This is a genomic window from Marinococcus sp. LNHM3E3-2.2 (genome assembly GCF_056034385.1).
In genome coordinates this window covers 160,871-174,336 of the sequence record NZ_JBQLIC010000005.1, presented here as the reverse complement: position 1 = coordinate 174,336, position 13,466 = coordinate 160,871, and the positions used below count along the sequence as shown (strand labels likewise).

Annotated in this window: 12 protein-coding genes and 1 riboswitch; all 12 genes read left to right on the top strand. The window is 50.7% G+C overall.

Annotation, left to right across the window (positions count from 1 at the left end; translation table 11 throughout):
* Nucleotides 1-9 precede the first annotated feature (9 nt).
* The 12 genes from ACTRXF_RS09160 (at nt 10) to purF (ending at nt 13,451) form a co-directional block, all read left to right on the top strand.
* Nucleotides 10-378 carry a response regulator gene (locus ACTRXF_RS09160; protein WP_474262473.1) on the top strand — a complete coding sequence of 123 codons (369 nt, stop codon included), beginning with the start codon at nt 10-12 and terminating at the stop codon, nt 376-378.
* Nucleotides 371-3,187 carry an ATP-binding protein gene (locus ACTRXF_RS09155; protein ID WP_474278810.1) on the top strand — a complete coding sequence of 939 codons (2,817 nt, stop codon included), beginning with the start codon at nt 371-373 and terminating at the stop codon, nt 3,185-3,187. Before ACTRXF_RS09160 ends, ACTRXF_RS09155 begins: the two co-directional genes overlap by 8 nt.
* Before the next feature lie 49 nt (nt 3,188-3,236).
* Complete coding sequence (locus tag ACTRXF_RS09150) at nt 3,237-4,544, top strand: allantoate amidohydrolase (protein WP_474278808.1); 1,308 nt, start codon at nt 3,237-3,239, stop codon at nt 4,542-4,544.
* Between the two features lie 106 nt (nt 4,545-4,650).
* On the top strand, nt 4,651-4,851 hold the full coding sequence (locus tag ACTRXF_RS09145) for an NETI motif-containing protein (RefSeq protein WP_474278806.1): 201 nt from the start codon (nt 4,651-4,653) through the stop codon (nt 4,849-4,851).
* Nucleotides 4,852-4,942: 91 nt separating this feature from the next.
* A riboswitch (purine riboswitch) is annotated at nt 4,943-5,044 on the top strand.
* A gap of 176 nt (nt 5,045-5,220) precedes the next feature.
* On the top strand, nt 5,221-5,715 hold the full coding sequence (purE, locus tag ACTRXF_RS09140; RefSeq protein ID WP_474278804.1) for a 5-(carboxyamino)imidazole ribonucleotide mutase: 495 nt from the start codon (nt 5,221-5,223) through the stop codon (nt 5,713-5,715).
* A complete protein-coding gene (purK, locus tag ACTRXF_RS09135) occupies nt 5,703-6,842 on the top strand; it encodes a 5-(carboxyamino)imidazole ribonucleotide synthase (RefSeq protein WP_474278802.1) in 1,140 nt (379 codons plus the stop codon). The genes purE and purK overlap by 13 nt, the downstream gene beginning before the upstream one ends.
* A gap of 31 nt (nt 6,843-6,873) precedes the next feature.
* Nucleotides 6,874-8,169, top strand: a complete 1,296-nt coding sequence (purB, locus tag ACTRXF_RS09130; RefSeq protein ID WP_474278801.1) for an adenylosuccinate lyase — start codon at nt 6,874-6,876, stop codon at nt 8,167-8,169.
* A gap of 29 nt (nt 8,170-8,198) precedes the next feature.
* Entirely contained in the window at nt 8,199-8,918 is a 720-nt protein-coding gene (purC, locus tag ACTRXF_RS09125) for a phosphoribosylaminoimidazolesuccinocarboxamide synthase (RefSeq protein ID WP_474278799.1), read from the top strand.
* Entirely contained in the window at nt 8,911-9,159 is a 249-nt protein-coding gene (purS, locus tag ACTRXF_RS09120) for a phosphoribosylformylglycinamidine synthase subunit PurS (protein WP_474262465.1), read from the top strand. Before purC ends, purS begins: the two co-directional genes overlap by 8 nt.
* The gene (gene purQ, locus ACTRXF_RS09115; protein ID WP_322526092.1) at nt 9,159-9,842 is read left to right on the top strand and encodes a phosphoribosylformylglycinamidine synthase subunit PurQ; all 684 of its coding nucleotides are present in this window, start codon (nt 9,159-9,161) and stop codon (nt 9,840-9,842) included. The genes purS and purQ overlap by 1 nt, the downstream gene beginning before the upstream one ends.
* Complete coding sequence (purL, locus tag ACTRXF_RS09110) at nt 9,826-12,054, top strand: phosphoribosylformylglycinamidine synthase subunit PurL (protein ID WP_474278797.1); 2,229 nt, start codon at nt 9,826-9,828, stop codon at nt 12,052-12,054. The genes purQ and purL overlap by 17 nt, the downstream gene beginning before the upstream one ends.
* Entirely contained in the window at nt 12,030-13,451 is a 1,422-nt protein-coding gene (gene purF, locus ACTRXF_RS09105) for an amidophosphoribosyltransferase (protein WP_474278795.1), read from the top strand. The genes purL and purF overlap by 25 nt, the downstream gene beginning before the upstream one ends.
* Nucleotides 13,452-13,466: the final 15 nt, after the last annotated feature.

Genomic DNA, 13,466 nt, shown 5'->3' with positions numbered 1-13,466 from the left:
CGGAAAGAAATGTACAAAATACTGGTAGCTGATGATGCGGAAGTACTTCGAATGCTTGTGGTGGATACGTTGGAGGACGAAGAAGAATACACAATTGACGAAGCAAAGGATGGAAAGGAAGCCTATGAAAAAGCAAGTACTGCTTCCTATGACCTTTTAATTATCGATAACATGATGCCTGAGTATAACGGAGTGGAAGTTGTTTCTATGCTCCGGAAAGACGGCAGGCTTGAAAACATGAAAACATTAATGATTACTGCAAAGTCTCAGGACAAAGACGAAGAAGAAGCGAGAAAAGCAGGCGTGATGGAGTTTGTATCCAAGCCGTTCAGCCCGGCTCTGCTTATCACAATTGTGGAGGATTTATTAGATGCTTAACTACATAAAGAAACGTCTCCACCGTAGGTTTAGTATTATTTTTCTATTAGTACTAACGCTTGCTGCCGCCGGGGGTATCTGGCAGCATGCCTACATGAGTTCCAATCAGCAGGAGCTTGAGAACGAGTCCAGGCAGTGGCGGGATACGCAGAATGTGTTGGCGGATCTGGAGTTTTATACCCAGCAGATTATTATTGCCGGTCGCGGCTACCTCGCTTTTGGGGATGAAAGTGAACGGGAGGATATAGAAAGAAACTTAAGCGCCGCGAGAACGCAGCTCGAGGAATACAGGAGCCTGAACAAAGCAGAAACTGATTTGGTCGCTCAGACGGAACAGTTTCTCGATGACTATGAAAACGAATGGCTTCCACAGCTGACTGAGGCGGTAGAATCCGGGCGTACGACTATTGAAAACCGCGCGCAGGTCAGTTCCCAAGTCGGGGCTCTCGTCAACAGCTTATCGAGTGGACACGATCAGGCAGAGGCAGAGAGGATGAGTGTGAATGAGCAGTACTTCGAGGTAAACGAGAATTCGCATTTTGCCTATCTACTGTATCTGATTGCGATACTGATAGCGCTCGGCGCTGTTGTTTGGCTGCTTCTGCGGAAAATCACCGGTCCTCTGGTCGAAATGAAGGACGCTGCGGCAAGGGTGGGAGGCGGCGAAGAAATATTGGTTTCAGACAGCCACCGCAGCGATGAAATAGGAGAGCTGAGCCGCTCCTTTAATGTCATGGCAGCAAGTATTCAGCAGAATCAAAACGCGATTATGGACCGGAACGAAGAGCTTGTTACCCAGCAGAATGAGCTGCAGGAGCAGCAGGAATACCTGCGGACATTAAACGAGTTAAATGAAACGTTCAGCGGCTCGATGGGAAAGCAGGCATTAATGGAACAGCTGCTTGCCAAAATGTACGACCTGTTTCATTTCGAAAAGGGAATGGTGGCAGCGATGGAGCCTTCCTGGCAGGCTGCCTGGTACGGGGTAAGTGAAGAAGAAAAACAGCATTTCGAAGATCATTCTGAAGGGAGCCCGCTTGCTTTAATCGCAGACACGAAAAAGGTTCATGTCACCGAACGGAAAACCAGAGCCGGGGAAGAAGGATTGAGCGGCGTAGAGACGGCAGTGTACGAAATGTATCTGCCGGTGTTCAGCAGTAAAAAAGAAATGATTGGCGCAGCGGTATTCACCAGGACCGGACAAAGCTTTTCGGTGCAGGAGCGCGAGACGATGCGCGGCATTCTCCGTCAGGCTTCCATTTCCTTCAGTCGTATTCTTCTGTTTGAGGAAACGGAGGAGGAGCGATTTTTGTATCAGCGTATTATCGACAGTGTTGATGAAGGGATCCAGTATATCAACGAAAATGGAGAGCTTGAGCATGCGAATCATTGGACATGGAGTATGATTAATACGGGGGTTCAAAATGAGAAACAAACCCTCCCGTTTTCGGAATGGACGTCAGGGTGGATCAAGCAAATTGATGAAGACTGCCGGGGAAAAGTGGAAAACTATTTTAAAGCTTTTATCGGTGGCGTAGACTCTCCAGACTACAGTATCGAATATAAAATTACGTCAGAGAGCGGCGTGAACGTTTACGAGCTATATGGACGAAATGTGCAGATGGAATCCGAAGAAAAGGGAACTATCTTTGTTCACCGCAACCGGACTAAGGAATTTGAGCTTGATCAGATGAAATCAGATCTTGTCAGCACTGTAAGTCATGAACTCAGGACGCCGCTGTCGAGTATTTTAGGCTTTGCGGAGCTTCTTCTCGTCAAAGATTTAAAGCCGGCCCGTCAAAAAAAATATATAGAAACCATTCACAGGGAAGGGGAAAGGCTAACTTCGTTAATTAATGATTTTCTCGATCTGCAGCGGATGGAGTCCGGCCGTCAGGAATACGGCATGGAAGAAGTTGATATCAGCAGCCTAATGCTTGAGGTCGTGGATACCTTTGAACCGAACCAGCCGGACCACACGTTTGTTGTAAAGGACCGGCTTCAGTATGGACGAATCTATGCAGATAAAAGTAAAATCGTGCAGGGCGTCACCAATATTATTGGCAATGCAGTAAAATTCTCCCCAGACGGCGGCGAGGTAAAAATTGAGCTTGCCAATGAGCAGGATATGGTGAGAGTAAAAATAACAGACGAAGGTCTTGGGATTCCGGAAAAAGAGCTTCCCCGTCTTTTCGGAAAGTTTCACCGTATTAATGATGAAGAGCGGAGGAAAATCCGCGGCACCGGTCTCGGGCTTGCCGTAACGAAGCAAATTGTTGAAGACCATAAAGGCAGAATAGAGGTTGATTCGATAGAAGGGGAAGGCAGCAGCTTCTGCTTATTTTTCCCAATCTCAGGAGTCGATTTCGATATTGAAGAACTGCCGGAAGAAAGTGATCTTCACTCGGTGCTTATACTCGAGGACGACCGGAGCCTGGGAATGCTTCTCTCAGAAGAACTTCGCCACGCCAAATACGAAGTAGTGCACTACTTCAATCCTTACAAAGCGCTTAATGCATTAAAACGGGGACTGCGGCCGGAGGTTTTTGTGGTGGATCTGATGCTTGGAGAAGAAATGGATGGATGGGATTTTATTGAACAGCTGAAATCCTTCCGTCATACCGAAGACGTGCCAATTATTATTTCCTCGGCTTTGCACGAGGATAAGGAGCGAATGGCCCGTATGGACGTCCGGCATTACCTGACTAAGCCGTATCCTCCAAACAGCTTATCCCAACAGGTGCGCCGTATCATTGAGCAGGCAGATAGTCAGGGGGAAGTGTATGTTCCTTCCTTTAATGAAGTGTAACGTCTGTGCCGGTGTGTTAGTCTGAAAGAAGAGAAGGAGTGATGATGCTTTGGGTAACAAGGGATTCAGCAGGGAGCGCCTCCTCCAGACCATTGAGGAAAGCAGGGGTTTTCCGTCGATTGACCCCGAGATTTTGGCCAGCCGCCTGGAGGAACTGGCAGCTGTGGGCCGCACGGAAGAGGGCGGCATTACACGTTATGTCTATACAGAAGAGGAGCAGCAGGCAAAAAATCTTTTTCGTTCCTGGATGGAGGAAGCGGGCCTGAGTGTACGGGAGGACGGTGTAGGAAACATTTACGGGCTGTGGGAGTCAGGTCGGGCCGGGGCCCCAATTATCCTTACCGGATCTCATCTCGACACTGTAAAAAACGGCGGTGCTTTTGACGGGGCTCTCGGCTGTGTATCGAGCCTGATGGCCGTAGAAGCATTGAAGGCCGAAGGAGCCGAATTGGACTGTTCAATAGAAATTGCTGTTTTCGTCGATGAGGAAGGGGCACGTTTTGGGAGCGGGATGCTCGGAAGCCGGGCGGCCGTTGGCGATATCTCAAAAGATGATTTTTTTCAAATGCGTGATGATGAGGGAGTGACGGCGGCGGAGGCGATGAAGCTGATGGATTATTCGCCGAACAAGCCCGAGAAAAATATTTATCCGCGTGAACGGCTGCGGGCATATTTAGAGCTGCATGTGGAGCAGGGAAAACAGCTCGAACAGCAGGAGGCGGGTATCGGGGTGGTAGAAGGAATCGCCGGCCCTTCCTGGCTTGACGTTCATTTTTGGGGAGAAACGGATCACGCCGGTAACACTCCGATGAACATCAGGAAAGACGCAGCTGCAGCAACAGCAGAATTTATTCTGTATCTGGAACAGCTCCCGGCTATGCACAGTGACACCGCAGTAGCTACCGTAGGGAGGCTTTCGCTTGAGCCGAACGGTTCAAACGTAATTGCCGGAGAGGCCCGGCTGACAGCAGATATCCGGGACCTCGACGAAGAAGTCCGGGATCAAATGATCAGCCTGGCGCGAAGCGAAGCAGAAAAAATAGCCGGTCGCCGCGGGCTTACTGTTTCTCATGAAGTGGCCTTCAGAGTAAAACCGGTGCCGGTCCCGGAATGGATCCGGCGTTCAATTGAGGAGGCCTCCCGGAGCATCGGCTTAGCTACAGAATCCCTCGTATCGGGTGCTAGCCATGACGCTATGATGTTTGGAGCCTACGTGCCATTTGGCCTGCTGTTTGTGCCGAGCTTTGAAGGCAAAAGCCACACACCAGAAGAGTTTACTGAATTAAAAGACTGTGTAAATGGTGTTGCAGTCCTAAAAGAGACCATACGAACGATAGGCACAGAAAACGGACGATAAATAGCCGAATGAAGCGGGAAATGAAATTCTGCTTCGTTCGTTTTTTTTAGAAAGAACCTGTTATACTGGAAGCATAGAAGTAAAGAAATAAGGAGCAGCGACACGAATGGCTAAAAAGAAAAATAAACAGACGTTTTACGTACAGGAAGAAGAAACAGTGGAAGAGTGTCTCTCCCGGATTGCTGCAGAAGGTTTTATGCCGGTGCGCAGAATGGAAAAGCCTGTATTTGAAGAGCAGACCATTAACGGAGAAACACAGTATGTGCCGGTGAGGCAGGAAATCAGTTTTGAAGCAAAAATGAAATAAACGAACGTTTAATCCGAGTTTATTCTAATCGTTCGAATTTTGATTGACAGATAATATAACAAATTGTTAAGCTGTAAAACGTAAGCAAGAAAAGCAGAACGATGACAATCCTCATATACTTTCGGGAATAAGGCTCGAGCGTCTCTACCCGGCAACCGTAAATTGCTGGACTATGAGGAGAATGATCAAACGAAGCCTTTATCTGAAATAGTGGAAGCTTCGGCTTGAATTTTTCTTCTATAGTAGAGCATATACGTTCACGAGACCTTCCCCGGAGTGCGGAAGACTATCCTTTTTTAGGGATGGATCTGGCACCGGGGCTTCTTTATGTCAAAAAGCACGTGAGGAAAAAGCAAAGGGGTGGCGCAAGTGGAACCGCAGGTAGGAGTAGTAATGGGCAGTACGTCCGACTGGGACACAATGCTGAAGGCATGCGAAGTGCTCGATGAGCTCGGAGTACCGTTTGAAAAGAACATCGTATCCGCCCACCGGACGCCGGATTATATGTTTGAGTACGCGGCAGAGGCAAGAGAACGAGGAATAAAAGTGATTATTGCCGGTGCCGGGGGAGCGGCTCATCTCCCGGGTATGATAGCGGCGAAAACGACGCTGCCGGTCATCGGGGTCCCGGTTCAGTCCAAGGCTTTAAGTGGATGGGATTCGCTTTTATCCATCGCTCAGATGCCCGGCGGTGTGCCGGTAGCAACTGTGGCCATCGGAACGTCTGGAGCGACAAATGCCGGACTTTTGGCCGCTCAGATGATTTCAGCCTTTGATGAAAAGCTGGCAGATAAGCTGCAGCAGCGTAGAGAGCAAATGCGTGAGCAGGTCATGCAGTCAGGAGATGAATTATGGGGAAAGTAATGAAACCCGGACAGACAATCGGAATACTTGGAGGAGGACAGCTCGGACGGATGATGGCGTTTGCGGCCAAGCCAATGGGCTACCGTGTGGCCGTTCTTGAACCAAAAACAGACTCGCCCGCTGGACAGGTGGCAGATGTTGAAATTGAAGCATCTTATGACGACCGTGCCGGGGCGGACAAAATGGCAGAAGCGTGTGATGTATTAACCTATGAATTTGAAAATATTGACGCAGAGACAGCCAGGCATCTGGAAAATACTCTTTATCTTCCGCAGGGCAGCCAGCTGCTTCATACGGCGCAGCACCGCCTTCGTGAAAAACAGACCATTGAAGCAGCGAATATTAAAGTAGCTCCGTACCATCAGGTGACCTCCCGCGAAGAGCTATCGGCAGCGGTAAAAGAGATTGGTGTGCCGAGCGTGCTGAAAACATGCCGCGGCGGTTACGACGGCAAGGGACAGGTAGTGTTAAAAGCAGCAGAAGATGCAGAAGCAGCGTTTGAAGCCCTTGGGGGAAGCGAAGGCAAAGAGCTCGTACTTGAAGCGTGGATTCCGTTCCAAAAAGAAATTTCCTGCATTGTCACCCGGAGCGTGCACGGGGAGACCAGCGTGTTTCCGGTCGGAGAAAATATCCATGTTAATAATGTTCTGCACCAGACCATTGTACCGGCAAGAATATCGCGTTTTGTGAATGAAGAAGCTATCCGTATTGCCCACCGGCTTGCCGAACATATGGATCTTGTCGGCACCCTGGCAGTGGAAATGTTTGTTACAGATGATGAAACAGTGTATGTAAACGAAGTGGCGCCGAGGCCGCACAACTCCGGTCACTATACGATTGAGGCATGTGAAACCTCCCAGTTTGAACAGCATATCCGCGCTGTCTGCGGTCTTCCACTTGGACCCGCTGGACTGAAGCAGCCGGTGGTTATGACCAACATTCTCGGTGAACACGTTGAAGCGGTAACTGCGCATATGGAAGAGTGGAGCAAGGACCATGTGCATCTGTACGGCAAGGATGAAGCCAAGCCCGGCCGGAAAATGGGGCACTGGACGGTGCTCCGCGAGGATCTACAGGATGCGCTTGATAGGTCCACGGACGTTTGGAAGCAGTACATAGAGAGTTAATTATTAAAGAGAAGAGTGGAGGAACCTGATTATGATCGATCGTTACACACGCCCGGAAATGGGTGCCATCTGGACCGAAGAGAACCGCTTTAACGCCTGGCTTGAGGTCGAAATCTGCGCCTGCGAAGCCTGGTCGGAGCTTGGGGACATTCCAAAGGAAGACGTGAAAAAAATAAGAGACAATGCTTCCTTTAACATCGAACGGATCCAGGAAATTGAAGAGGAAACACGTCATGACGTTGTGGCATTCACCCGGGCGGTGTCGGAGACGCTCGGCGATGAGCGCAAATGGGTTCATTACGGCCTGACCTCCACCGACGTTGTGGACACCGCTCTTTCCTACCTGATTAAGCAGGCCAACGATATTTTGCGCTCAGATTTGGAGCGGTTTCTCGAAATTTTAAAAAACAAAGCAAAAGAGCATAAGCATACGATTATGATGGGACGCACCCACGGTGTGCACGCAGAACCCACTACCTTCGGCATCAAGCTTGCGCTCTGGTACCAGGAAATGAAGCGCAATCTCGAACGTTTTGACGCAGCGGCCGAAGGCATCCGCGTTGGGAAGCTTTCGGGAGCGGTTGGAACGTTTGCCAACATCCCGCCGGCTATTGAAGAGTCAGTCTGCCGAAAGCTCGGCCTGCAGGCAGCGCCGGTATCGACGCAGACGCTGCAGCGGGACCGTCACGCAGATTACATGAGCACTCTCGCTTTAATTGCCACCTCGATTGAAAAAATGGCTGTCGAAATCCGCAGCCTGCAAAAAAGTGAAACCCGGGAAGTAGAAGAGTTCTTCGCCAAAGGACAGAAGGGTTCATCAGCGATGCCGCATAAACGCAATCCGATCGGTTCGGAAAACATGACCGGCCTGGCCAGGGTCATCCGCGGCCATATGCTGACCGCTTATGAGAATGTGCCGCTCTGGCATGAACGAGATATTTCCCATTCCTCGGCCGAACGAATTATTATTCCGGACGCAACCACGGCGCTTAATTATATGCTGAACCGCTTCGGCAATATCGTGAAAAACCTGACAGTATTTGAAGACAATATGAAAGCAAACATGGATAAAACGCTCGGCCTTGTCTTCTCGCAGCGCGTGCTGCTTACACTGATCAACAAAGGCATGGTGCGCGAGGAAGCGTATGACACGGTTCAGCCAAAAGCGATGGAGGCCTGGGAAAAAGGCATCCCATTCCGGGAGCTTGTAGAAAATGAACCCGCCATCACGAATGTTTTAAGCAGTGAAGAAATCGAGGACTGCTTTGACCACCGTCATCACATGAAGGAAGTCGATACGATCTTCGCCCGTGCCGGCATCGAATAATAAGGGATAGTCCAAAGGAGGAGCCTGCGATGGAAAAACGCGCTCTATTGTATGAAGGAAAAGCCAAAAAACTGTATGAAACAGACGTGGAAAATACGCTCTGGGTAGAATACAAAGACGATGCCACCGCGTTTAACGGGGAGAAAAAAGAAGTGCTGGTTGGGAAGGGCAAGCTGAATAATGAAATTTCTTCCCTGCTGTTTCAAAAGCTTCATGAAGAAGGCATAAATAACCACTTCGTGGACCGGCTCTCTGAAACCGAACAGGCGGTCAGGAAGACGACGATTATCCCTCTTGAGGTTGTAGTACGTAATATTGTCGCCGGCAGTCTCCACCGCCGCACTGGTATCGGAGAAGGTACTGAAACCGACCAGCCGGTAGTGGAATTCTACTACAAGGATGACGAGCTTGGGGACCCGTTGATTAACGATGATCATATCCGGCTGCTGCAGGCCGCTTCTCCGTCGCAGGTTAAGGACATGAAGCAGATGGCCGAACATGTGAATAAAACGCTCTGGAAGCATTTCTCCGACCACGGCCTGCTGCTTGTTGATTTTAAAATTGAGTTTGGCATGACAGAGGACGGAAAGCTGCTTTTGTCCGACGAAATCTCTCCGGATACGTGCCGGCTGTGGGATAAAGAAACCCGCCAGAAGTTTGATAAAGATTTGTTCCGTTACGGGATTGGTTCTCTTCAGGAAGGCTATACCGAAATATTACAGCGATTAGGAGGAGCTGCACATGGTTAACGTTCAAGTGTATGTGACATTAAAAGAGGGAGTACTTGACCCGCAGGGAAGTACGATTGAAAATGCCCTGCAGACAATGGGGTACCATGAAGTGGCATCTGTTCAGACCGGCAAGTATATTGAGCTCGAAGTAGAGGAAGGAAGCAACCTTGAAGCCCGGATCGAAGAAATGTGTGAAAAGCTCCTGTCCAATCCGGTGATTGAAGATTACACGTATACGATCGGAAAGGGCGTGTCCTGATGAGATTCGCAGTGATCGTGTTTCCAGGGTCCAACTGTGATGACGATATGTATTATGCAATCCAGGAAGGTCTCGGGGAGCCGGTGGATAAAGTCTGGTACACCGAAGAAAGCGTCGCGGATTATGACGGTATTCTTCTGCCTGGTGGATTTTCCTACGGAGACTACCTTCGTTCCGGGGCTATAGCCCGTTTTGCTCCGGTTATGGCGAGCGTCGTGGAGCAGGCGGAAAAAGGCAAGCCGGTTCTCGGCGTATGCAACGGATTTCAAGTGCTGCTTGAAGCAGGACTGCTTCCGGGAGCTATGCAGAGGAACCGGTCGCTGAAGTTTATCTGCCGCCCGGCCCGCCTAGCGGTGGCGAATCATGAAACCGGCTTTACCTCCGAATACGCGAGGGACGAGCGAATTACGATCCCGGTCGCTCACGGTGAAGGAAACTACTATTGCGACGACGAGACCCTAAAGGATCTGCAGGCTAACAACCAGATTGTATTCACCTATGAAGATAATTTTAACGGTTCCAAAGAGGCAATTGCCGGCATTGTAAACAAACAGGGCAACGTGATGGGCATGATGCCGCACCCGGAACGAGCAACCGATCAGATTCTCGGCAGTGACGACGGATTGAAAATCTTTCAGTCAATATTGAAGCAATGGAGGAAATCCCATGTCCTTACTACTTGAGCCTTCCGCAGAGCAGATTGAACAGGAAAAAATCTATCAGGAAATGGGCGTTAAAGACGAAGAATTCGAAATGATTAAAAAAATTCTCGGGCGCCTGCCAAACTATACAGAAATTGGCCTGTTTTCAGTCATGTGGTCGGAGCACTGCAGCTATAAGCATTCCAAAGCCCAGCTGAAAAAATTTCCGACAGAGGGAGAGCGCGTGCTGCAGGGGCCCGGGGAAGGTGCCGGCATCATCGACATCGGCGACGAGCAGGCGGTTGTGTTTAAAATGGAAAGCCACAACCATCCGTCAGCGATTGAGCCTTACCAGGGTGCAGCCACCGGAGTAGGCGGTATTCTCCGGGACGTATTTTCAATGGGGGCGCGCCCGGTCGCCATTATGAATTCGCTTCGTTTTGGAGAACTCGTCAAGCCGCGGGTAAAATATTTATTTGAAGAGGTTGTCGCCGGGATTGCCGGATACGGGAACTGCATCGGCGTGCCGACAGTCGGAGGCGAAGTGCAGTTTGACCCGAGCTATGAGGGCAACCCGCTCGTCAACGCAATGTGCGTCGGGCTCATTGACCATAAGGATATTCAGAAAGGTATTGCAAGCGGCGCCGGAAATACAGTTATTTATGTCGGTGCAAGCACCGGGAAAGACGGTATCCACGGAGCTACTTTTGCTTCGGAAGAAATCAGCGACGAATCGGAAAGCAAGCGTCCTTCCGTGCAGGTCGGTGATCCATTTATGGAAAAGCTGCTGCTTGAGGCATGCCTCGAACTCGTGAAGTGTGAATCGCTTGTCGGGATTCAGGACATGGGAGCGGCAGGGCTGACTTCTTCTTCAGCAGAAATGGCCAGCAAGGCGGGGTCAGGGATCGAAATGAACCTTGATACGGTACCGCAGCGGGAGCTCGACATGAGCCCATATGAAATGATGCTCTCCGAATCCCAGGAGCGGATGCTTCTGGTCGTCAAGCAGGGAGAAGAGAAAGAAATTCATGATATCTGCAGCCACTGGGGGCTTCATTCAGCGGAAATCGGAAGTGTGATTGATGATCAGCGCCTTGTGCTCTGGCACGGCGGGGAGAAGGTGGCGGACGTACCCGTGGATGCGCTGGCTGAAGACGCGCCGGTGTATTATCCTGAGTCGCGGGAACCCGAAGCATTCCGCAAACGCCAGCAGCAGGAAGCGTGGAGACCGGACGTTAATGATGCGAAGGAAACGCTCACGGACCTGTTAAAGCAGCCGACGGTCGCCAGCAAGGAATGGGTTTACGACCAGTATGATTACATGGTCCGCACCAACACAGCCGTATTGCCGGGATCTGACGCAGCGGTACTCCGCGTGCGTGGTAAAGACAAAGCGCTTGCGATGACGACTGACTGCAATGCACGCTACCTCGGACTTGATCCGGAGCAGGGCGGGAAAATCGTTATTGCAGAAGCATCCCGCAACATCATCTGCTCAGGCGGGCTTCCGCTCGGTCTAACTGACTGCCTGAACTACGGCAATCCGGAAAAACCGGAAATCTACTGGCAGTTTGAGAAGTCGATTGATGGAATGACTGAAGCGTGCAAAACCCTTGAAACACCGGTTATCGGTGGCAATGTATCCCTCTACAACGAAACGCAGAACGGCGCGATCTATCCGACGCCGGTCGTTGGCATGGTAGGGCTGATTAAAGAGCTTGCCCATATTACAACCCAGGAGTTTAAGCAACCGGGAGATGCTGTATATATTATCGGGGAAGCAGGGGAAGACTTTGGCGGCAGCGAGATTCAGGAAATGCAGACCGGGTCTATTGATGGCCGGGCTCCGGAGCTTGATCTTGACACCGAAGACAGGCGACAGCGCGACGTGTTAAAGGCTATTCAGGAAGGACTGGTTCAGTCGGCGCATGACGTATCCGAAGGCGGTCTCGGCGTTGCCCTTGCGGAAAGCACATTTGGCACAGGACTCGGAGCGGAAGCAGTAATTGCCGGGGATGTTGTCAATGAATTGTTTGCTGAAACGCAGTCACGCTATGTGATTTCGGTAACACCGGAAAACCGGAAAGCCTTTGAACAGACAGTGCCAGACGCAAGATACGCCGGCAGAGTGACAGAAGAAGCGACATTACACTTACTCAAAGAATCGGGAGAGACGATTCTTCAAGCTTCTGCCAAGGAGTTGGAGAACGCCTGGAAAGGAGCTATTCCATGCTTGGTGAAATCAAAGGCTTAAACGAAGAATGTGGTGTGTTTGCTGTCTGGAATCACGAGGAGGCGGCACAGCTGACCTATTACGGGCTGCATAGTCTGCAGCACCGCGGCCAGGAGGGGGCAGGCATCGTCGTCAGCGACGGCGATAAACTGTCGAGCCACAAAGGACTCGGTCTTATTACGGAAGCCTTTAAAGAAGGAGACCTTGAACAGCTGCAGGGAAGCTCAGCTGTCGGACACGTACGCTACGCTACGGCAGGCGGAGGCGGTCTTGTGAACTGCCAGCCGCTGCTTTTTCAGTCACAGACGACGGGACTTGCGATTGCGCATAACGGAAACCTTGTGAATGCCAACCACGTGAAAGAGGAACTCGAGAGAAAAGGAAGCATTTTTCAATCCACCTCAGACACCGAGGTGCTTGCCCATTTGATCAAGAGGAGCGATGAAACCCGCTTTGAGGATCAGCTGAAGGATGCCCTCTCCTATATTGAAGGAGCATATGCTTTTGCGGTGATGACCGAGGACAAGCTGCTTTGCGCCATGGATCCGAACGGCCTCCGTCCGCTTACAATTGGGAAAATTGGAGACACGTACGTGGTCGCTTCGGAAACGTGTGCGTTTGACGTGATCGGTGCTGAGTACGTCCGGGACATGCAGCCGGGAGAAATTGTCAGCATTGACGACTCGGGCATGCGGTCAGAGCTGTTTTCAGCCTCTACGTCCCGGGCGATCTGCAGCCTGGAATATGTCTATTTTGCCCGTCCGGATTCCAATGTGGACAATATTAATGTGCATACGGCCAGAAAAAATCTTGGTAAAGAAATGGCTAAAGAAGCACCGGTGGAAGCGGACGTAGTGACCGGAGTGCCGGACTCTTCGATTTCCGCCGCTATCGGATATGCCGAAGCTACCGGCACGCCATATGAACTTGGGCTGATTAAAAACCGGTATGTCGGCCGGACGTTCATCCAGCCTTCGCAGGCGCTGCGGGAGCAGGGTGTGAAAATGAAGCTTTCGGCCGTCCGCGGGGTCGTGGAAGGCAAAAGGGTTGTCATGGTGGATGATTCAATTGTCCGCGGAACGACAAGCAAACGGATCGTCCGCATGCTGAAAGATGCGGGAGCCACCGAAGTGCACGTACGCATTACGTCACCTCCGATTACGCACCCATGCTTTTACGGAATAGATACGTCAACGAAAGCGGAATTGATTGCTTCGAATTACACCGTCGATGAAATGCGCGATCTGATGGAGGCGGATTCCCTCTCATTTATCAGCATTGAAGGCCTGCAGAACGGCATCGGCCGGGACAAGAGCGAGCCGAACTGCGGTCAGTGTCTCGCTTGCTTTACCGGCAAATACCCTACAGAAATTTATGACGATACGCTCCACCCGCACGATAAAATTATGAATGGTTAACAAAGGAGGGCCTAC

Bases quoted from the DNA above. Each gene is read 5' to 3' on its own strand.
- ACTRXF_RS09160 (WP_474262473.1), top strand. From the start codon at position 10: ATGTACAAAATACTGGTAGCTGATGATGCGGAAGTACTTCGAATGCTT.
- purQ (WP_322526092.1), top strand. From the start codon at position 9,159: ATGAGATTCGCAGTGATCGTGTTTCCAGGGTCCAACTGTGATGACGAT.
- purF (WP_474278795.1), top strand. From the start codon at position 12,030: ATGCTTGGTGAAATCAAAGGCTTAAACGAAGAATGTGGTGTGTTTGCT.
- ACTRXF_RS09145 (WP_474278806.1), top strand. From the start codon at position 4,651: ATGGCTAAAAAGAAAAATAAACAGACGTTTTACGTACAGGAAGAAGAA.
- ACTRXF_RS09155 (WP_474278810.1), top strand. From the start codon at position 371: ATGCTTAACTACATAAAGAAACGTCTCCACCGTAGGTTTAGTATTATT.
- purC (WP_474278799.1), top strand. From the start codon at position 8,199: ATGGAAAAACGCGCTCTATTGTATGAAGGAAAAGCCAAAAAACTGTAT.
- purK (WP_474278802.1), top strand. From the start codon at position 5,703: ATGGGGAAAGTAATGAAACCCGGACAGACAATCGGAATACTTGGAGGA.
- purB (WP_474278801.1), top strand. From the start codon at position 6,874: ATGATCGATCGTTACACACGCCCGGAAATGGGTGCCATCTGGACCGAA.
- purS (WP_474262465.1), top strand. From the start codon at position 8,911: ATGGTTAACGTTCAAGTGTATGTGACATTAAAAGAGGGAGTACTTGAC.
- purL (WP_474278797.1), top strand. From the start codon at position 9,826: ATGTCCTTACTACTTGAGCCTTCCGCAGAGCAGATTGAACAGGAAAAA.